The sequence below is a fragment of the Planctobacterium sp. AWH2_060 genome, assembly GCF_056158425.1.
On the sequence record NZ_JBSWTG010000001.1, the window covers coordinates 1,813,063 to 1,831,154 of the forward strand.

An 18,092-nucleotide genomic window follows, 5' to 3' on the forward strand; every position below is an offset into this window, starting at 1 on the left:
GACATGAAATGTCGCACAACACACGCAGAATAAAAGTCTCAAAACACATCATAAGTAAAACAACTAATTATTGCTGGAATATTAAAATGGCTTCGTTTGCAACCTATGACATTGCAGTAGAAGATGAGCGCAATTGTTGGCGATTAAGCTTCCACCATCTGCCCAAAAACAAGATTAAGCTACCCGTTCTTCGCGTTGAGACGATAATAACCAAAGAGGGGCAAATTACTGAGTTTAAAACGGTGCCCTCGATTTCGAAAAGGGTTGCATTACAGCTATCGATTGACTTTTTAAGTCTCGAAAAAAGAGCAGTGGCAACAGAAACCAAACGAGCAATTATTTGCGTAAAACGAGCTCTTAACCAATATTACCTGAGAGATACCGGCTATGAGCTTGATATCTCAGAATACCTGATCTTATCGGAAGAGCGATTTGCCAAAGCTCGCCAATATAGCAATGATGCATTCACTCTAAGATGCGTCCTTAATTACTTAAAGAAGATCCCAGATATCAATAGAATCGCGAATCTGAAGCGCCTTGAAGTCGTCAAAGAATGCTTACTTGTCATAGGAAAGTATCCGGCAGGCCGATATTGTGGTCAGGATCTGCTTAATAATTTGCTACAACTTGATAAGTCGGATTACAAAATTTTGCAGAAAGTAGCAAAAACATCTTATCTCGACCCGAGTGATCTGGCCAATGCCGTCAACGCATTGTGTTCTGTCAAAAAAGATACGCTACTGCACAAGAAGTTAAAGCAGCTGAAATGCGTAAACTATGAAACCTTACTTCATCTCCCAAAAGTTAAGCAAATCAAAGGGCTTACTCAACTTCATTTACCCATTAGTTCAATGGTCGAACTGGCAAAAAAAATGAATCAGCCCAACTACCTGGAAGATATCACGCGCATGTTGAATCAAATTCAAAAAGCGCCACCCAACCGTCTGAATCAATGCAATTCAGCGGAAAACATTATTCAACTTCATGATTGGTGTGTTGCAGAATTGCTTCAACTGCAAAGAGAAAAAAAACAAAGTGAACCTGAGGAGGATATAGATATCACCGTACCTTTCCCTGCCCCATATCTTCCGGGAACAGAAGATTTTATTCCGTTGGTGTCATACGCAGATCTCATCAGTGAAGGTCATGAGATGAATCACTGTATTGGTAGCCAATATTATGCAGAGAAAGCCAGCAAACACATTAGCTGCTTCTATAAGATCCTTAAGCCCGAAAGAGCCACCTTGGAACTATCGGATACTGTTCAACTGATTGAAGGCAAGTACCAAAGACGACTTGAAATAATCCAATTGGTTGGCCCACATAATAGAGACGTTCAGTACGCGACCCAAAAGGCCATTAAAAATTGGCTTTACGCCTGAACTTCAAAAGAAGTCATCTACGGCACAAGTCATGTCAAAGGTGGCAAGAATCAAACGATAAGGCTGCTTAGAAATTGAAAATACTCATGGCGATAAACCGATCACATGGACTACCGCTTCCCCTTAAGTGGGTAGATTCGTAAATCGGCGTCGAACTGAAGTTCGACCTACAGAAGATATAAAGAATGAATATTGGGTGTCTAAACAAGAGAAGTTGGTCGGTGTGAGAGGATTTGAACCTCCGACCCCTGACACCCCATGACAGTGCGCTACCAAGCTGCGCCACACACCGACCGAAGGCCGCACATATTACTCAAAAATTTCTGAATTGCAAACACTAATGGCCTTTGTTGCATTTGACTGCTGAAACAATCATCAAATCCATTTGTGTAAGTGATCCTTGTGTCGTTTACCACTGTATTTTTTTGAAAGCTCTGAGGTGCAATGATGTTTGGTTTATTTAAATCTGACCCTGTGAAAAAGCTACGTAAGCAATACGATGATAAGTTGGAGAGAGCCATGTTGGCTCAGCGGCGTGGTGATATAAAAAACTATTCTCTGCTGACTGCAGAAGCTGAAAATCTATGGCAGCAAATAGAGAAACTCAAAGACTCTCATTAAGCGAGTGCAGTTTACGGCTATAGCGCCTTGCAAAGCCTTCGCTATCGGCAGTTTGTCTTGCTCTGTCCAGATAGCGTCTTACAGCCTCTTCATCCTGTTGTTCAGCAGCTACTCTGGCCAGCCCAAACCAGGCGTAATGATTGTTGCGCTGCAACCTGATACTGGTCCTAAACGCACTTTCGGCCTCATCTAACTCGCTGTTTAGCAAGTAGCGGTTGCCCATGCGGACGTGGTAATTGGGATTGTCGTTACGTACTCTGGCCAGACGTTCTGATATTTTGTCCGCTTCCGTGTCATTCTCAAGCTTGCGATACAACAACGCCATGTTCTCCCACGCGGTATAGTTGTCGGGCCGCAATGCTGTTGCCAGTTGATAAGCTTCGATGGCCTCTGCATAAGCCTGTTTGCGGCTTAACAACAAGGCCAGGTTGTTCCAGGCGGAAGAATCTTTGGGAAACAGTTGCAGCGCCATCCGAAAATTTGCCCAGGCGCTGTTGTAGTCTTCCTGGATAAGCGCTCTGGCTCCGAGATTCGAATAAAAATAAGATTTAATCGCAGTTTTACTGAGAGGTTTGGTCTTCACTCGCCCTTCGCGGGATTCGGGAAAAAAATCCACAGTGTAGGTCAGCTTTCTGGATGGCAAGCCCGGAACCTGAGAAAATCGGGGTTTACGGGCCACCAGCAAATTAACATGGCCATTGGCTAAATCGAATTCACCGGCCTGATTCCATGACTCTTCTTCAAACACTTCCTGGAAACTCACTTCCAGTCCGACCTCTTGTGCCATGGCGTAGGCTAAAATGGTTAAACTTAAACAGTTCGCCGTGCCGTTGTCGAAGGTTTCTTGGGCTACTGTATTGGCCCCATACACATAATCCAGTGCTAATTGGGATGGCGAAAACAAATCACTGATCAAGGTTCGCGCCTTGTCTTCGGTGGTTTCCGCTAATTCAGCGCGCTCCCGCACAAAAGCTTTTGCCTCATCATTGAGCCAGAATATTTGCGCTTCGGGAATAAGCTCAGTCTCCTGAAAACCCGGAAAATAATGATCGTATTGCTCAGCCTGAAAACTCACCTGCACCGGCTTGATAGTGGCGCAGGCAGACAACAAAAGAAGTAAAACAAAGGTGCAGGCAAACCGGATAGTTTGCCCGAAGTGTAAGAGTGGAACTTTAGGCGTCACCCTTTTCATCATCGCTGATGCGACTGGCGATAGCACCGTCCTGGCCTTTGTATTTGGCATCCAGGCGGGCATTGTAAGGACGATCGGCGTAATCGGATAATACTTCAAAACTCAGCGCGCCGATTTTCATTTTAGGGCGCAGTGCCAGGGGTAGTTTACCGCTGTTGAAAAATTCCAGCACGATATTGCCTGACCAGCCCGGATCAATGCGGTGCGCAGTAACGTGTACCATCAAGCCCAGTCGCGCCAATGATGAACGACCATCCAACCAGCCGACAATATTGCCGGGCAAGGTTACCGATTCATAGGTAACCGCCAGCGCCAGTTCACCTGGGTGTAAAAAGAAAGCCTTGCCGTCTTCCAGTTCAATTTCATCGCTCATAACCGCTTCTAGTTGCGCGGCCACTTCCGCTTTGGGACCACTGAGGTCGATATAAGGTGCCTGATGATCCTCAAAAACCCGAAATTTGTTACCCAAACGAATGTCAAGCGTGACACCACTCACCATATTCTCTGTCGGAGCCGGGGAAATTTTGATGGAGCCATCATTCAGGTGTTTGATTATGTCCTTGTCGCAAAGCCTCATTCGCTTGAGATCTCTTATTTCAGTGGATTATTGGGGCAATGATCAAATGCCAATGCCGTTGCGTCAACTGATTTTTGTTACGGGTTTTGTTTAATCAGCGTATCTCGACGATTTTTCCCGCAAAACAACCCATATTCTGTGATGAAATCAGGCGCTTTTTTCTGTAAACTCTCGCCCTCTTTATCCAGTAACAATTTCAGGTAATCATGACCACAGAAACTCGTAAAATTCTGGTAACCAGTGCTTTACCCTATGCCAATGGTTCGATTCACCTTGGCCACTTGCTAGAGCACATCCAGACAGACATCTGGACGCGATTCCAAAAACTGCGTGGCCACGAGTGCTACAGCGTGTGTGCTGACGATGCCCACGGTACTCCTGTCATGTTAAAAGCGGCAGAGCTTGGTATTACACCCGAAGAAATGGTGCGCCGTACACAGGCCGAGCACCAACAGGACCTGGCGGACTTTTTAGTGTCCTACGACAACTACCACAACACTCACTCTGAAGAAAACAAAGAGCTGTGTGAAATGGTGTATTTGCGAGCCAAAGAGCGCGGCTTTATCAAGCAACGCACTATCAGCCAGTTGTTCGACCCCGAAAAGCAAATGTTCCTGCCAGATCGTTTCGTTAAAGGTACCTGCCCTCAATGTGGTGCAGAAAACCAAAATGGCGACAGTTGCGATAGCTGTGGTGCAACCTACAGTCCAACCGAATTGAAGAATCCAAAATCTGTGGTATCCGGTGCTGAGCCAGCATTAAAAGACTCTGAACACTACTTCTTCGACTTACCTCAGTTCCAGGACATGCTACAGGACTGGCTGAAAGGCTCATCTGTGCAGGCGGAAATTGCTAACAAACTGCAAGAGTGGTTTGAGCAAGGCTTACAACAGTGGGATATCAGCCGTGATGCCCCTTATTTTGGTTTTGAAATTCCCGGCGCACCCAACAAGTTTTTCTACGTTTGGGTAGATGCCCCTGTGGGTTACATGGCCAGCTTCAAGAACTTCTGTGACGGTAACAATCTGGATTTCGACAGTTTCTGGAATAAAGATTCCGACGCCGAGCTGTATCACTTCATCGGTAAAGATATCACCTACTTCCACTGTCTGTTCTGGCCTGCCATGTTAGAAGCGGCAGAGTTGCGCAAACCTACCGGCGTTAATGTGCACGGTTTTGTGACGGTGAACGGTGCCAAGATGTCCAAGTCGAAAGGTACTTTCATCAAGGCGCGCACTTATCTGGACCACCTGGAGCCGGAATATCTGCGTTATTACTTTGCCTCCAAGTTGAATGATGGTGTTACTGACATCGATCTGAACTTTGAAGACTTTGTGCAAAAGAACAATGCCGATCTGGTGGGCAAAGTGGTAAACATCGCCAGTCGTTGTGCCGGTTTTATCAGCAAAAAGTTTGACGGCAAGTTGGCCGAAACCTTATCTGATGACAGCCTGATTAAAGAATTCCAGGCCGCATCGGAAGGTATTGCGCAATCATTTGAGTCTCGTCAGTACAACCGTGCTATTCGCGACATCATGGCACTGGCCGATAAGGCAAACCAGTACATTGATGCGCAGGCCCCCTGGGTAACCATTAAAGATCCAGAGCTTCAGGAGCAAACCCATCAGGTGTGTTCATTAGGTATTAACCTGTTCCGTATTCTGATGACCTGGTTGAAGCCGGTATTGCCAGTATTGGCAGAAAAAACCGAGCAGTTCCTGAATACCGAACTTACATGGCAAGGTATTGAAGCGCCGCTGTTGGGCCATGAAATCAATAAATTTAAAGCATTGATGCAACGTATCGATGCAGAAAAGGTAGAGAAGATGGTAGAAGCATCGAAAGAAGATTTACAGGCGAAAACCACGCTGGATCCCAACAGCCCGTTAGCTAAAGATCCGATAGCAGACACTATCGAATTTGCCGATTTCGCGAAAGTGGATTTGCGTGTGGCGCGCATTGCTAAAGCAGAACACGTTGAAGGTGCTGACAAGCTGTTGCGCTTTGAACTGGACTTAGGTGGCGAAACCCGTCAGGTGTTTGCTGGTATCAAAAGTGCTTACCAGCCAGAAGATCTGGTGGGTAAAATGACGGTTATGGTGGCCAACCTGGCACCGCGCAAGATGCGCTTTGGCATGTCAGAAGGTATGGTATTAGCCGCAGGACCAGGCGGCAAAGACTTGTGGATAATGGAACCTCATGAAGGCGCTCAGCCCGGCATGAAGGTAAAATAAATCAATTTTAAAATGACAAAGGCCAGCAATTCGCTGGCCTTTTTGTTATCTGAGTTTAAAAACGCTGCATAAATAGTAGCGTCTAGCTTTGCGCCAGTTTAGGCAGCTTGCCGGATATACCCATTGCCTGACGGATAATGTCAGACTTTAATGGTGTGATTTCATTTACCAGTGACATACCCGCACCTCGCAACAGCTTTTTAACTGGCTGATCATCCGAAAACAGGCGTTTAAATGCTTCCATAGTGGCAGTCATTTTTGCCGCTTCGGCCTTACGCCACCGCTCTGTGGGACGAAGCTGACGCACAGCCGCAAAGTCTTTATCTACCGCCACCAGCTCATTTATCCGCTCAGCTAATGCCGCTGCATCCAAAATGCCGAGATTAGCGCCCTGTCCTGCCAGAGGATGAATAGTATGCGCAGCATCACCTATGACCATGGCGCCATCAGTCAGCCACTGCCGGGCATAGCGCATTTTAAGCGGAAAGGATTTACGTTCAGAGACAAGTTTTACCGGGCCCGCCTGCATATCAAAGGTCGCTGCCAGCAATTTGGCAAAAGCCAGCTCATCCATGGCCAATAACTCTGTCGCTTTTTCGCTATCCTGCGACCATACAATGGAGCACTGATTATCCTGCCACAATGGCAACAGAGCCAATGGACCACTGGGCGTAAATACCTGACGGGCGGCATTATTATGGGGTAACTCGGTTTCTATGGTGGCCACTATGGCGGTTTGCTCGTAGTCCCACCAGGTTTGCGCAAAGTTCGCGGCTTTGCATACTAATGAGTTGGCACCATCGGCACCCACTACTAAACGGCTGGTCAGCAATGTCCCATTTTGCAGTTGCACTACCTGGGTACTGTCGCTCAGTGATATTTTATCAATGGCACTTTCAAACAGCAGTTCAATATTCGCCACTTGCTGTACCGCAGTGACAAGTGCTGAAGTCAGGTGGCGATTTTCAATAATGTGCCCCAAGTCATCACTGTACACCTGCTGTGCCGAAAAACCGATTTTGGCAAAGCTATCCTGTTCCCAAACCGTCATTTCGGTGTAAGGCCGGATCCGCTGTGGGTCAAGGTGTTGCCACACCGACAGTCTTTCAAAAATCCGTTGACTGGCTTTGCTGATGGCACTGACTCTCAGATCCGCCTCACCTTCTGGTTTGAAAGGTGTTGGCGCAGCATCCACTAGCGCAATATTCAGCCCTGATGAAGCCATGGCTAGTGCGCAAGTCAGTCCAACAATACCCGCACCAACAATAACGATATCTTTTTGTTTTACCATTATTCTGTTCCGCTTTGTTGTCCCATGGCTACCCGGGCAAAGTTATCTTTTAAAAAGCTGAAATTATTCATTAGTAATAATCCTGCATTGCGGCCAGCGGTCAATAAGGGGTTATTATTTGAAAACAGATGCACCAGAGAATCCGTCAACTGGATAGTTTGTTGCTGGTCCTTTTTACGCGCTTGCTTTAGTGTCGATAACAGCCGAAAACTTCCAGCATCTTCGTTGTAATTCTTACAGCGGCTAACATGCCCAGCCAGTTGCCAGGCGTCTCTCAGTGCAAGATTAAAGCCTTGCCCGGCAATGGGATGCAAAGTTTGAGAGGCGTTGCCAACACAGACAACCCGATGGCAAACAGCATCATCCGTGGTGATTAGTTTAAGTGGATAGGCCTGGCGTTTTCCGGATTTCACCAGTTTACCTAATCGAAAACCAAACTGAGTTTGCAAGGCACTGAGAAAATCCTCATCTGACATTGCCATAACACGTTCAACGTAGGTCGAATCAATCGACCAGACAACGCCACTGCGCTGTTCTGTCATAGGCAAAAAAGCCAGAGGGCCAGACGCGGTAAAGCGCTCAAAGGCGGTATTATCGGGGGAATTTTCAGTGACAACATTGGCAATAATGGCATGTTGCTGATACTCGTTAACATGGGTGTCCATGTTAAACCATTGCTTGCTTTCTGAGGCGCTGCCTTCGGCCAGCACCAATAATTTGGTTTCCAGTGAGTGACCACCTTCGGTCTCGATTTGCACCTGGTTACGATGGGTGTCTACTTTAATAATTCTGTCGGGTTGCAGGCGCAGAAAATCGATATTGGGCGATTGCGCCAGTTGTGATTCGGCTGCATTGAGTAAAATGGCCCCCAATTGCTGGGCTTCCATAACGATTCCCAGCTCCTGTTCCTGATAAGACTGATGATCCAGCACCACCTGCCCCGCTGCACCGCGATCGCTAACATGAATACGATGAATCGCCGTACCGCTTTGCTTTATCACATCGGCAATGTTCATTTGCTGGAAATAGCGCAGTGACTGTTGCGACAGCGCCAGTGCGCGGGCATCAAAGCCCGGATGTGGGTTTATCTTGCTGCTATCAAAGCTATCGATCAGAGCGACTTTGAGTTTGTCCCCCTGAGGTGCAACAGGTACCTGTGCCAGAAGCGCTAAGACAACACTCCAGCCGGTAGCGCCACCGCCAGAAATAATGAGGTCAAACTGTTGCTTTGCCACCTGAAAGTCTCTCTGTATTTCGCTTAGAGCTAGCGCGACATAAACTGCTCAATTTCATCAACCGTGCGCGGTAAACCATGGGTTAACAGCTCATAACCCGAATCGGTGATCAGCACATTATCTTCAATGCGAATGCCGATACCTCGCCAGCGCTCTTCAACGTCTGCATCTGGCGCAACATAAATACCAGGCTCTACCGTTAACACCATGCCCGGCTGAAGAGGTCGCTCTTCACCATTCACCTTGTAGTTGCCCACATCATGCACGTCCAGCCCTAGCCAATGTCCTAACCCATGCATATAAAATTGTCGGTGATTCATGGCTGCGATGTTCTCAGCAGCATCGCCGGTCAATAAACCAAATCGAATTAATCCTTGCGTAATCACTTCGATAGCCGCATCAGCCGCAGCTTTCAGCGTGTTGCCCGGTTTTATGCTCTCCAGAGCTACCTGCTGTGCATTCAGCACCAGGTTGTACAATTGCTCTTGCTCGTAACTAAAACGCCCATTCACCGGGAAAGTGCGGGTAATATCAGCGGCATAACCACAAAATTCAGCCCCGGCATCAATCAGCACCAACTCGCCTTCTTCCAGCACATCGGAATTTTCGGTGTAATGCAAAATACAGGCGTTGTCGCCGGCCCCGACAATGGTGTTATAGGCGGGCTGTCTTGCACCCTGCATGGCAAATTCGTGATGAATTTCCGCTTCCAGTTGATATTCCATTGCGCCCGGCACACAAAAGCACATCGCACGCTTGTGGGCGGCCACAGAAATTTTTGCCGCCTGACGCATGATGGTAAGTTCCACCGGAGATTTAAACAGACGCATTTCATCCATCAAAGGTTTGGGCTCTACCACTGACATGGGCGCTTGTTTTGATTGTTTCGGCGCTTTGCGCAGTGCCTCAACGGCACCCAACACTATGTTTTCCAGCTCGGCATCATCACCGAGGGAAAAATACAATTGCTCACTACCATCCAGCACATCTAACAAGGCTTCGGGTAAATCAGCGATATCATAGCTCTCGGCAATGCCCAGTTTCTCAGCAGCGGCATCCACGCCCACTCTGCGGCCTTGCCAAATCTCCGCCTGTTTATCTGTGGGGCGACAAAAGATCAGATCCTGAAACTCACCGTCCAGATTACTCAAAATCAAACAGGCATCCGGCTCGGTGAATCCAGTGAAATAGTAAAAATAGCTGTTTTGCCGAAACAAGTACTCTGTATCGTTACTGCGGGTTACCTCTGCTGCTGAAGGCAAGACAAGCACTGAATTGTCGGGCAATTGCGCCACCAGCTTTTGTCGGCGGGACTGATATTCGCTGATACTGATCATATTAAAACTTAATGGATGGTTCTGAAGGAGGATAAATCGGTTTCGCCGGTTTTACCTAGCTCACCGAAACACAGCATGGCGGAGATACGCACATATTCTTCCACTTCAAACAGGGCTTGCTCAGACTCTTCAGACTCCGGCATATCACTGTCCATACGGGCGATTTCGGCAAAATCCGCCAGCGCTTCTTTCACTTCAGCCGACAAGCTGTGCTGCCCATCTTGCTGCACCCCAAAGCCCAACAGAAACCCCTGTACCCAAGATATCAGACTTTGCGCCCTATCGATGATGGGAGCAACATCTTCTGGCAACAGCAGTTGAAAGGAAAATTCGCCATCCAATAATTGCGTGCATGATGTTTCAAAAACCTGATAGATCAGGGTTTCAACCTCGGAGGGAAACTTCTCGCCAGTATTAACAAAGTCTGAGAGGCTGTTGATCCAATCCTGGTTATCAAGACTCATACCACCGGACAACATGCCACACAAAATGCCATGTAATTCCGACGGATCACTAGTCACTTTATTGGCCAATAAATCATTGGCTATTTGTTCAAAACTTAACTCTTTGTCTTGCAAAACAATTCCACCTTGTTATTTGCGCATATCCTACCATATAAGAAAGAGATTTAACTATCCGGGCTGACAAACTCGTATACAAAATCACGGCTTGCAAAGATAAATGGCTTAATCCACAATCAGGACCTTATCCAGCAAGAAAAACGTGGTTTGTTTTTAAGATAAAACTCAATGGCAGTAGCAAAAACTCAGTTTATTACATTATTTGGCCGACAATACAAAGTGCGTTGCCCTTCGGGCGAAGAGACTGTGCTCAAGCAAACCGAGGAATTGTTGAATCAGCAATTGTTGCTCACCAAAAAAGGTTCCGGGCTTACCAATCGCGAAGATATTATTATGATGACAGCGCTTAACCTGTGTCGCACCATCATTGAACAGCAGGGCAATGATAAGACAGGCAGCGAGCAGTTGGCCCAAAGTCAGGCCTCAACCATGGTGAAATCTAAAAACACGCCAGCCAAGGATAATCGGACATCTGGTTCTGCCATTGCCAATGCAGCCAGTAAAGCAGCACAAATGATGAAAGAAAAACGCACCTAGTTACAATTGCTTGCGCGAAAACTACGCAAACGAACCCTTCCCCCTTTGTAAATCCTTTCATTTCCTTTTAAACTAAAAGCTCCTGAGATGTTTGTTAGTTCAGTTATGTCCCGAGCCGATGCTAACATCCTAGGAAGTTGGTTGCGTTACTATTGAGCAAGCCTGGCTAGTACCATGAAGCCTACGGTGACGATAAGACTTCCGCCCTGAACTGAACGGTTCTGGGTACCCCTGAACGACGACATTCTGGGAATGAAAAAGAGCGGATTTATCCGCTCTTTTGCTTTTTCTGGGGGTAAATAAGTGTTTAATCCCATGACAATGCCAAACTACACCTTGTAGGTTGGAATTTATTCCAACAACATTGCCAAACTACCTTGTAGGTTGGAATTTATTCCAACAATAATGCCAATTTCTTCAACCTTGGGTTGACGGCAGTCGAATTTCAATCTGGCAGCCCCGTATTTATTTATGTTGCGTTGCTGAATCCAGGCTACACTTCGAACAACAAAAACTCCACATTATCGGTTTTTGCCAGCGCAACGATTTCCGTTTCGGTACTGATTTTCAATCCGTCGCCGGGCTTCAAATCCTGGATTTGATTTATACTCACCTCGCCTTTCACCATGTGAATATAAGCCTCAGGAGTTTTAGTCAATTGATATGACAACTCTTCGCCTTCGGATAATCTGACTCTGTGTAACCAGGCATTCTGTTTGATACTCAGGCTGCCATCTGCTCCATCCGGAGAAAATATCAGCTGCGCCTTATCGGTTTGCACAAAGGCTTTTTGCTGATAACCCGGCTCCGTGTCAGAGACATTGGGCGCCACCCAAATCTGTAAAAAGTTTAAAGCTTCAGTTTTGGAAGGATTAAACTCACTATGGGTTATGCCCTTTCCGGCAGACATCAACTGAAAATCCCCCGCAGGCACCTGGTATTCATTGCCTACTGAATCCTTGTGGGCAATTACGCCGTCGATCACATAGCTGAGTATTTCCATATTTCGATGTGGATGGGTGCCAAAGCCCTGTCCAGGCTGTACATAATCTTCATTTATTACTCGCAAGCTGCCGTGATTGGTATGGCTTGGGTCGTAATAGCTGCCAAATGAAAAGCTGTGATAACTTTCCAGCCATCCAAAGTTTGCACCGCCGCGTTCATTTGAGGGTCGATAGGTCATCATAATATTTGTTCCTCTCAGTTTTTTTGATACCTCTATTATTAGTTCCATTTAAATGAAAATAAATCACATTAATTTGACCAAACCGTTCCAATTATTAGAATCATAAATACAAACCCATACACCACTTGACCAACTGGTCAGGTTTTGTGCTAAATTCGGTAAATTGTCATAGTTGAACGTCTCGAAATGTTCTACAGTAAGTATTCAACTCAGGAAAATAATTAAATTGTATGGCGATTATTAATTTTGGCTCCATCAATATCGATCACGTATATCAGGTGGAGCATTTTGTACAGCCCGGCGAAACTCTTGCCTCCAAGAGTTATCAGAAACTGCTGGGCGGGAAAGGTGCAAACCAATCTATCGCGTTAGCCAAAGCTGGTGCTGACGTTAAACATGTAGGCTTGATTGACGAAAGCGATTTTGCGATGAAGCAAGCGCTGATCAAGGCAGGTGTTGATTGTAAATACGTGCGCGGCACGGAAACCCCCACCGGGCACGCTATTATCCAGGTAGCCGACTCTGGCGAGAACTCCATAATCCTGTTTGCTGGTGCAAATCACGAATTGACTGATGATTTAATTCAACAGGCAATGAGCAATAGTGAAAGTGGTGACTGGGTATTAATCCAGAACGAAACCAATGCTATTGCAGACATCATTGATAGTGCCCACGAAAAACAACTCAAGGTGGCCTTTAACCCCGCTCCAATGACAGAGTCTGTCAAAAGTCTGCCCTTGCACAAGTTGGACTTATTGATTGTCAACGAAGTGGAAGGGGAAGCATTAACCGGCAGCAGTGAATTAGAAGCGATGGAAGCTTGGTTTAAGCAACACCTTCCTGATACTGAAGTCATTATTACACTGGGATCAAAAGGGGCCAAACTGTTATCAACAAACAGCTGCGCTTTTGCGGAAGCCTTTAAGGTTCAGGCAGTTGATACTACAGCTGCTGGTGACACCTTTATCGGTTTCTTTTTAGCCGCTTACATGCAGGAAAATGAAGCGGAACAATGTATTCGCAGAGCCTGCGCAGCTTCAGCCGTCGCCGTCACACGAGTTGGCGCAGCACAATCCATTCCTACCCTTGACGAAGTCGAAGCTTTTTTGGCTGAGCAAGCGTAACGAAACACTATTTATTGAGGAATTACCATGGCAGAAAAAATTATCATTGATACCGATCCGGGTATCGACGACGCAATGGCCATCTTTTTCGCGTTCCAATCTCCTGATCTGGATGTTTTAGGTTTAACGTCAGTATTCGGTAATGTACCGGTAAAAATGGCTGCCAGAAATGCGGTAACTCTGTGCGATATCGCCGGAAAAGATATTCCGGTGTGTGAAGGCATGGGCCTGCCCTGGGTGGGCCCCGAATCAGGCTATGCGCATTTTGTTCATGGCGACGATGGCTTCGGCAATATTCACCCGAAATTGTCCGACAAGCCACTGGATCCAAGAAGTTCAGCACAGTTTATTATCGATACCGCAAAACAATACCCAGGCGAAGTTACCCTGGTAGCTATCGGCCCGTTAACCAATCTGGCCCTGGTGTTAAAAATGGAACCTGAAATCACCAAATTGCTTAAAGGCGTGGTGATCATGGGCGGTGCAGCACAGGTACCGGGCAATGTTACCCCCGTTGCCGAAGCCAATATCTGGAACGACCCCCATGCGGCTGATATCGTATTCGCAGCAGACTGGCCATTAACTATGATTGGCCTGGATGTCACCTACGCCGTATCTTACAACCAGGCTTACCTGGCTAAACTGGGCGAAGTGAACCCCACGCTGGGTGGCTTTGTTCATCAAGCAGCTCAGTTTTACGCCAAGTTCTATTCAGAAGTATTCCAAAGTAGCGATGAAGAAGTCTGTTACTTCCATGACGCTATGGCACTAGCCTATGTGATTGATCCCACCTTATTCGAAATGAAACAAGGCCGGTTCAGAGTGGCAACAGATCCCTTGTGCTACGGACAAACCACCTTTGCACCACTGGATAAAATGATGTCACCTGAATGGGAAAAAGCGCCAGTTATGCAGGCCGCTCTCAAAGTAGATGAAGAGCGCATTAAGAAGTTATTTATGGATACTTACGCGCTTTAACACTGTGCTTGATACACAATGATAAGCAGCTTTCGGGCTGCTTTTTTGTTGCAAGCAACCTGGTAATCATGCCGCGCTTAATGGCTTAACCCGGAGTTCTTTGCGACTGGCCTCAGCCAGCCACAAATTATATTGAGTCTGTTGATTCATCCAGCTCTCAGATGAGGTATTAAAAGCAATCGACAATCTAACCGCCATTTCCTCTTAACTTCCTTGCACTCCTTATGATCTCTATACTCCATCATCCACCTTTAAGAATTTCCAAAATCCGTACTATGGGGTGTCAGGAAATGTCAGAGCCACTCGGCAGATATGAGGATCCAGAACATTTACTCTGGCCAGCTCTTTTTTACCCCAACCAAACTGACTCTCGACATCCAGGTTTTGCTTTACCCGAAGCAACATGATTTTATCGATTAAATCATCTTGTAATTCTTTAACTGTGCTGTAGGAGCCAAAAACAATACTGAACGGTCTCCATGCTTGTTTATCCGGAAAGATTAGTGAATTATCTAGCTGTTCAATTTGAATAGTATGAAACGGATTTACACATGATTTGTCTTGATTACTTGACCTGCAAACCTGTGTTTCAAAGTGATAGCCGGTATTTTCAGCCACACCCGTAAACTTGGGTCTGGGAAATAAATAAAATTCAAGTTGAGTGCTTTCAGCAGCCAAAGGCCTGGTACCTTTGTTGTCTATTTTTACTAATCCTTCCCAGCTACAACCTATTTTATTTTGGTATTCAAGAATAGCTTCATTCACATTATCGACTTCCACTTCCCAGTTAGGCTGTCTGATCGTTAGCTGATCGACTCCCCAGGTGATGAATGCAAAAATCCCCGCGAACACAATAGCCAATATCTCTACCGGCCTCGCCCACCTTTCTATCATTTTTTTCATGTCCATTCCTTAGAGCCTGTTGAAGTTAATCATCTTGAATCAAACACTGAATTGTTCAAGGCGGTGATATTATTTACCTTACTATCTACTAGTTGTCGCCAAATAACAACCAGCACCGATAAAGGTAGAGCCCAGTAGTTTCCCCAAATAGCCACCGGATTCATTTTTACTGAATTTCAGTTTTGCTCTACTGGCCAGGAATGCATACGTGGACAGACAAATTAAGGACAATGCCATGAATGAGGCCACCAGCAGTGAAAACTGAAATAAAAGCGGTTCTGATACGGATATAAATTGTGGAAATAATGCCGTTGTAAATATGATGGCTTTGGGGTTTGTGAGCGCCACAAGTAAGCCCTGTGAATAAAGCGAAATAGCTGAAGTTTTGTTAGCGATTCTGTTCTGATTATTATTAACTGTGATGCCAGACTTCCATAACTTCAGTCCCATATAGATCAGATAAATGGCTCCCAATGTTTTTATCAGGGTAAAGGCTGTTGTAGAGAGCAAAACTATGGCGGTAAGTCCCGCAATGGAAACACTCGACATAATAAACAACGCAGTTACATTGCCTAAAATGGTGACAAGCGACATCTTGATGCCAAAAGACAAGCTATGAACAGACACCAGTAAAGCAGCAGGGCCAGGTGTAGCGGTAGCAAGTAATGCAACAGCACAAAACGACAACCAAATATCCAATTCCACAAAAAACTCCCTTTTCGTAATTATTGCCAAATTTAAAGCCCTTTCTCCCGGGTTACAAGCCCGGTGCTGTGAGCGACCACCGTTATAAACATGGGGGAGCGTAGCTGCTGACTGTAAAAACAAGGCATACTTCCAATTTTTGGAACAATTAAAGCTATTTATTGCGATTTTATTTTTATTTTAACGAACTATCATTATCCCTGTCGCAACGATAAACCTAAATTCTGAGGAGAATGACATGAAAACTGAAATTTTAACTTTTAATCAAAACGGTGCTTTGGCTTCTTTAATTGACCTGGCTGGCAGAGTGCTGATTGCCACTATATTTTTACTGGCAGGGATGAACAAACTAAGCGCTTATGAAGGCACTGCTGGCTGGATGGATGCGATGGGTGTCCCCGGTAGTTTGTTACCGCTGGTGATTTTTGCGGAAATCGCAGGTGCGCTAGCCATTATCATTGGCTTTCAAACACGCCTCGCGGCACTGGGATTGGCGGTATTTTCCATTGCATCGGCGTTAATCTTCCACAACAACATTGCTGACCAGGCTGAATTTCTTAATTTCTTTAAAAATCTGGCCATTGCCGGTGGCTTCTTAATGCTGACCATCAATGGCGCTAAAAGTTATAGCCTGGATGCTAAACTGAATAAATAAGGGATAACATCCAAAACCCGGCTCCCCTTTAAGACATAGCCGCCATTGTGCGGCTTCTTTTTTTGAGGTTAATTTGATATAACCACGCCACACTAATCCAACCCGCTAAAACAACGTGGTATTAACAGCAAGCAACCAGGACAGAAGCAGCTTAAGAAAAGCGCTGCGTAAGGCAAGGCGGGAACTAACCGCCGGACAGCAACAACAAGCGAGCCAGGATCTGTTAACCAAAGTTCTCGAAGCGAAGATATTACCCGATTCCGGATGTTGTGCTTTCTATATAAGCAACGATAGCGAGTTAAGCCCCGACACAATAATTCAACACTGTTGGCACCAGGGTTTAAACACTTCCTTACCGGTACTTCATCCCTTCAGCAAAGGCCACCTGCTGTTCTTGCGCTATCAGCACAACAGTGCAATGCAACACAACAAATATGGCATCGCCGAGCCCAAATGCGAGGTGACGAATGTTGTGCCACTACTACAGCACAAAGTGATTTTCACGCCCTTAGTCGGCTTTGATAGTAAAGGCAATCGCCTCGGTATGGGTGGGGGATATTATGATCGCACCCTCGCATCTCTGAAAAATGTTCCCGGTATCAGACTCATTGGACTGGCCCACGATTGTCAGCAGGTAGAGCAACTCCCCTGCCAGAGTTGGGATATCCCACTGAATATGATTATTACCCCAAGCCGCATTATAAAATGCTGATACAAGACTGTGTTGCAATCAGAATCAAGGTATAATTTCCTCAAACCAACCCACAAGTAGCAAGATCATGACCCAGGACCAAAAAAAACGCGCCGCGGCAGCAGCCGCCCTATCTTATGTTCAACCCGACAGCATCATTGGTGTAGGTACAGGTTCCACCGTAAATTATTTTATTGACGGACTGGCGGACATTAAAAACGACATCCAGGCAGCCGTGTCTAGTTCAGAAGAAAGTACTAAGCGCCTTAAAGCGCTGGGCATTGATGTTGTTGATCTGAACAGTGTAGGTAACATCGAAATTTATGTGGATGGTGCCGATGAAATCACCGAACACAAGCACATGATTAAAGGGGGTGGTGCCGCCCTCACTCGCGAAAAGATTGTTGCCGCAGTTGCCGACCAGTTTATTTGCATCATAGATGACAGCAAACAGGTGCCCATGTTAGGTAAATTCCCCTTACCAGTTGAAGTGATCCCTATGGCGCGCTCTTATGTGGCCAGAGAACTGCTAAAACTGGGCGGCGATCCTGTGTATCGCGAGGGTGTAACCACTGATAATGGCAATGTCATTCTGGATGTTCACAACCTTAAAATTCTTGATCCGGTAGAGCTGGAAAAACAAATCAATGGCATTGTGGGCGTGGTCACTAATGGTCTGTTCGCAAAGCGCGGCGCTAACGTGGTTTTAGTGGGCACAGAACAAGGTGTAGTCACTATAAAATAATAAGTATTGGACGCTAAATAAACACTTGCAGTTCGCGCACAATTTGCTATTGTTGCGCAACCCATTTAGACGTCCAGACTTCTATCATTGCAGTGATAGATTTATGTACCCATTCAGG

19 protein-coding genes, 1 tRNA gene and 1 other RNA gene are annotated in these 18,092 nt (G+C 46.1%); 10 read left to right on the forward strand and 11 right to left on the reverse strand.

Annotated elements, in window-relative coordinates; all coding sequences use genetic code 11:
- Nucleotides 1–86: 86 nt before the first annotated feature.
- On the forward strand, nucleotides 87–1,382 hold the full coding sequence (locus ACXAD8_RS07670; RefSeq protein WP_475226870.1) for a PcfJ domain-containing protein: 1,296 nt from the start codon (nucleotides 87–89) through the stop codon (nucleotides 1,380–1,382).
- Nucleotides 1,383–1,597: 215 nt separating this feature from the next.
- Here ACXAD8_RS07670 and ACXAD8_RS07675 read toward each other — a convergent pair.
- Nucleotides 1,598–1,674: transfer RNA gene (locus ACXAD8_RS07675), tRNA-Pro, on the reverse strand.
- 155 nt (nucleotides 1,675–1,829) lie between these two features.
- On the opposite strand from ACXAD8_RS07675, the gene ACXAD8_RS07680 reads away from it, so the two are divergent.
- Complete coding sequence (locus ACXAD8_RS07680; protein WP_475232912.1) at nucleotides 1,830–2,003, forward strand: DUF6435 family protein; 174 nt, start codon at nucleotides 1,830–1,832, stop codon at nucleotides 2,001–2,003.
- On the opposite strand, the gene ACXAD8_RS07685 is transcribed toward ACXAD8_RS07680, so the two are convergent.
- Nucleotides 1,987–3,198: a tetratricopeptide repeat protein gene (locus tag ACXAD8_RS07685; protein WP_475226872.1), complete on the reverse strand. Its 1,212-nt coding sequence runs from the start codon at nucleotides 3,196–3,198 to the stop codon at nucleotides 1,987–1,989. The two genes, ACXAD8_RS07680 and ACXAD8_RS07685, sit on opposite strands and share 17 nt — an antisense overlap.
- The gene (gene dcd / locus ACXAD8_RS07690; RefSeq protein WP_475226875.1) at nucleotides 3,176–3,772 is read right to left on the reverse strand and encodes a dCTP deaminase; all 597 of its coding nucleotides are present in this window, start codon (nucleotides 3,770–3,772) and stop codon (nucleotides 3,176–3,178) included. Before dcd ends, ACXAD8_RS07685 begins: the two co-directional genes overlap by 23 nt.
- A 206-nt stretch (nucleotides 3,773–3,978) precedes the next feature.
- On the opposite strand from dcd, the gene metG reads away from it, so the two are divergent.
- On the forward strand, nucleotides 3,979–6,006 hold the full coding sequence (gene metG / locus ACXAD8_RS07695; protein ID WP_475226878.1) for a methionine--tRNA ligase: 2,028 nt from the start codon (nucleotides 3,979–3,981) through the stop codon (nucleotides 6,004–6,006).
- A gap of 82 nt (nucleotides 6,007–6,088) precedes the next feature.
- Here metG and ACXAD8_RS07700 read toward each other — a convergent pair whose 3' ends face one another.
- Genes ACXAD8_RS07700 through ACXAD8_RS07715 form a run of 4 tightly spaced genes read right to left on the reverse strand, consistent with a single transcriptional unit; the run spans nucleotide 6,089 to nucleotide 10,447 of the window.
- On the reverse strand, nucleotides 6,089–7,297 hold the full coding sequence (locus tag ACXAD8_RS07700) for an FAD-dependent oxidoreductase (RefSeq protein WP_475226881.1): 1,209 nt from the start codon (nucleotides 7,295–7,297) through the stop codon (nucleotides 6,089–6,091).
- Nucleotides 7,297–8,532 (reverse strand): 2-octaprenyl-6-methoxyphenyl hydroxylase, encoded by a 1,236-nt coding sequence (gene ubiH / locus ACXAD8_RS07705; protein ID WP_475226883.1) that lies wholly within the window; start codon nucleotides 8,530–8,532, stop codon nucleotides 7,297–7,299. Before ubiH ends, ACXAD8_RS07700 begins: the two co-directional genes overlap by 1 nt.
- Before the next feature lie 29 nt (nucleotides 8,533–8,561).
- Nucleotides 8,562–9,869 carry a Xaa-Pro aminopeptidase gene (gene pepP, locus ACXAD8_RS07710; RefSeq protein ID WP_475226886.1) on the reverse strand — a complete coding sequence of 436 codons (1,308 nt, stop codon included), beginning with the start codon at nucleotides 9,867–9,869 and terminating at the stop codon, nucleotides 8,562–8,564.
- A gap of 8 nt (nucleotides 9,870–9,877) precedes the next feature.
- Nucleotides 9,878–10,447 carry a UPF0149 family protein gene (locus ACXAD8_RS07715; RefSeq protein WP_475226888.1) on the reverse strand — a complete coding sequence of 190 codons (570 nt, stop codon included), beginning with the start codon at nucleotides 10,445–10,447 and terminating at the stop codon, nucleotides 9,878–9,880.
- Between the two features lie 171 nt (nucleotides 10,448–10,618).
- Between ACXAD8_RS07715 and zapA the strand changes: the two genes are divergently transcribed.
- Together zapA and ssrS are read left to right on the forward strand one after the other, a co-directional pair.
- Nucleotides 10,619–10,987: a cell division protein ZapA gene (zapA, locus tag ACXAD8_RS07720; RefSeq protein WP_475226890.1), complete on the forward strand. Its 369-nt coding sequence runs from the start codon at nucleotides 10,619–10,621 to the stop codon at nucleotides 10,985–10,987.
- Between the two features lie 76 nt (nucleotides 10,988–11,063).
- A non-coding RNA gene (gene ssrS, locus ACXAD8_RS07725) (6S RNA) lies at nucleotides 11,064–11,244 on the forward strand.
- Between the two features lie 236 nt (nucleotides 11,245–11,480).
- On the opposite strand, the gene ACXAD8_RS07730 is transcribed toward ssrS, so the two are convergent.
- Nucleotides 11,481–12,173: a pirin family protein gene (locus ACXAD8_RS07730; protein WP_475226893.1), complete on the reverse strand. Its 693-nt coding sequence runs from the start codon at nucleotides 12,171–12,173 to the stop codon at nucleotides 11,481–11,483.
- 230 nt (nucleotides 12,174–12,403) lie between these two features.
- On the opposite strand from ACXAD8_RS07730, the gene ACXAD8_RS07735 reads away from it, so the two are divergent.
- The gene (locus ACXAD8_RS07735) at nucleotides 12,404–13,297 is read left to right on the forward strand and encodes a ribokinase (RefSeq protein ID WP_475226896.1); all 894 of its coding nucleotides are present in this window, start codon (nucleotides 12,404–12,406) and stop codon (nucleotides 13,295–13,297) included.
- A gap of 27 nt (nucleotides 13,298–13,324) precedes the next feature.
- Nucleotides 13,325–14,275: a nucleoside hydrolase gene (locus tag ACXAD8_RS07740; RefSeq protein ID WP_475226899.1), complete on the forward strand. Its 951-nt coding sequence runs from the start codon at nucleotides 13,325–13,327 to the stop codon at nucleotides 14,273–14,275.
- A gap of 66 nt (nucleotides 14,276–14,341) precedes the next feature.
- On the opposite strand, the gene ACXAD8_RS07745 is transcribed toward ACXAD8_RS07740, so the two are convergent.
- The 3 genes from ACXAD8_RS07745 to ACXAD8_RS07755 form a co-directional block, all read right to left on the reverse strand.
- Nucleotides 14,342–14,473, reverse strand: coding sequence for a helix-turn-helix transcriptional regulator (locus ACXAD8_RS07745; RefSeq protein ID WP_475226902.1), 132 nt, complete (start codon nucleotides 14,471–14,473; stop codon nucleotides 14,342–14,344).
- Between the two features lie 75 nt (nucleotides 14,474–14,548).
- Nucleotides 14,549–15,178 carry a hypothetical protein gene (locus ACXAD8_RS07750; protein ID WP_475226905.1) on the reverse strand — a complete coding sequence of 210 codons (630 nt, stop codon included), beginning with the start codon at nucleotides 15,176–15,178 and terminating at the stop codon, nucleotides 14,549–14,551.
- Nucleotides 15,179–15,259: 81 nt separating this feature from the next.
- Nucleotides 15,260–15,883: a LysE family translocator gene (locus ACXAD8_RS07755; protein WP_475226908.1), complete on the reverse strand. Its 624-nt coding sequence runs from the start codon at nucleotides 15,881–15,883 to the stop codon at nucleotides 15,260–15,262.
- Between the two features lie 238 nt (nucleotides 15,884–16,121).
- Between ACXAD8_RS07755 and ACXAD8_RS07760 the strand changes: the two genes are divergently transcribed.
- The 3 genes from ACXAD8_RS07760 to rpiA all read left to right on the forward strand — a co-directional run bounded on the left by ACXAD8_RS07760 (nucleotide 16,122) and on the right by rpiA (nucleotide 17,974).
- Nucleotides 16,122–16,538 (forward strand): DoxX family protein, encoded by a 417-nt coding sequence (locus ACXAD8_RS07760; RefSeq protein ID WP_475226910.1) that lies wholly within the window; start codon nucleotides 16,122–16,124, stop codon nucleotides 16,536–16,538.
- A gap of 115 nt (nucleotides 16,539–16,653) precedes the next feature.
- Nucleotides 16,654–17,250 (forward strand): 5-formyltetrahydrofolate cyclo-ligase, encoded by a 597-nt coding sequence (locus ACXAD8_RS07765; protein WP_475226913.1) that lies wholly within the window; start codon nucleotides 16,654–16,656, stop codon nucleotides 17,248–17,250.
- Between the two features lie 67 nt (nucleotides 17,251–17,317).
- On the forward strand, nucleotides 17,318–17,974 hold the full coding sequence (gene rpiA / locus ACXAD8_RS07770; RefSeq protein ID WP_475226915.1) for a ribose-5-phosphate isomerase RpiA: 657 nt from the start codon (nucleotides 17,318–17,320) through the stop codon (nucleotides 17,972–17,974).
- Nucleotides 17,975–18,092 lie beyond the last annotated feature (118 nt).

What these genes read in the sequence shown, in the direction of transcription:
- ACXAD8_RS07670 (WP_475226870.1), top strand. Translation starts at nt 87, where the DNA reads ATGGCTTCGTTTGCAACCTATGACATTGCAGTAGAAGATGAGCGCAAT.
- ACXAD8_RS07680 (WP_475232912.1), top strand. Translation starts at nt 1,830, where the DNA reads ATGTTTGGTTTATTTAAATCTGACCCTGTGAAAAAGCTACGTAAGCAA.
- ACXAD8_RS07685 (WP_475226872.1), bottom strand. Translation starts at nt 3,198, where the DNA reads ATGATGAAAAGGGTGACGCCTAAAGTTCCACTCTTACACTTCGGGCAA.
- dcd (WP_475226875.1), bottom strand. Translation starts at nt 3,772, where the DNA reads ATGAGGCTTTGCGACAAGGACATAATCAAACACCTGAATGATGGCTCC.
- metG (WP_475226878.1), top strand. Translation starts at nt 3,979, where the DNA reads ATGACCACAGAAACTCGTAAAATTCTGGTAACCAGTGCTTTACCCTAT.
- ACXAD8_RS07700 (WP_475226881.1), bottom strand. Translation starts at nt 7,297, where the DNA reads ATGGTAAAACAAAAAGATATCGTTATTGTTGGTGCGGGTATTGTTGGA.
- pepP (WP_475226886.1), bottom strand. Translation starts at nt 9,869, where the DNA reads ATGATCAGTATCAGCGAATATCAGTCCCGCCGACAAAAGCTGGTGGCG.
- zapA (WP_475226890.1), top strand. Translation starts at nt 10,619, where the DNA reads ATGGCAGTAGCAAAAACTCAGTTTATTACATTATTTGGCCGACAATAC.
- ACXAD8_RS07730 (WP_475226893.1), bottom strand. Translation starts at nt 12,173, where the DNA reads ATGATGACCTATCGACCCTCAAATGAACGCGGCGGTGCAAACTTTGGA.
- ACXAD8_RS07735 (WP_475226896.1), top strand. Translation starts at nt 12,404, where the DNA reads ATGGCGATTATTAATTTTGGCTCCATCAATATCGATCACGTATATCAG.
- ACXAD8_RS07740 (WP_475226899.1), top strand. Translation starts at nt 13,325, where the DNA reads ATGGCAGAAAAAATTATCATTGATACCGATCCGGGTATCGACGACGCA.
- ACXAD8_RS07745 (WP_475226902.1), bottom strand. Translation starts at nt 14,473, where the DNA reads ATGGCGGTTAGATTGTCGATTGCTTTTAATACCTCATCTGAGAGCTGG.
- ACXAD8_RS07750 (WP_475226905.1), bottom strand. Translation starts at nt 15,178, where the DNA reads ATGAAAAAAATGATAGAAAGGTGGGCGAGGCCGGTAGAGATATTGGCT.
- ACXAD8_RS07760 (WP_475226910.1), top strand. Translation starts at nt 16,122, where the DNA reads ATGAAAACTGAAATTTTAACTTTTAATCAAAACGGTGCTTTGGCTTCT.
- rpiA (WP_475226915.1), top strand. Translation starts at nt 17,318, where the DNA reads ATGACCCAGGACCAAAAAAAACGCGCCGCGGCAGCAGCCGCCCTATCT.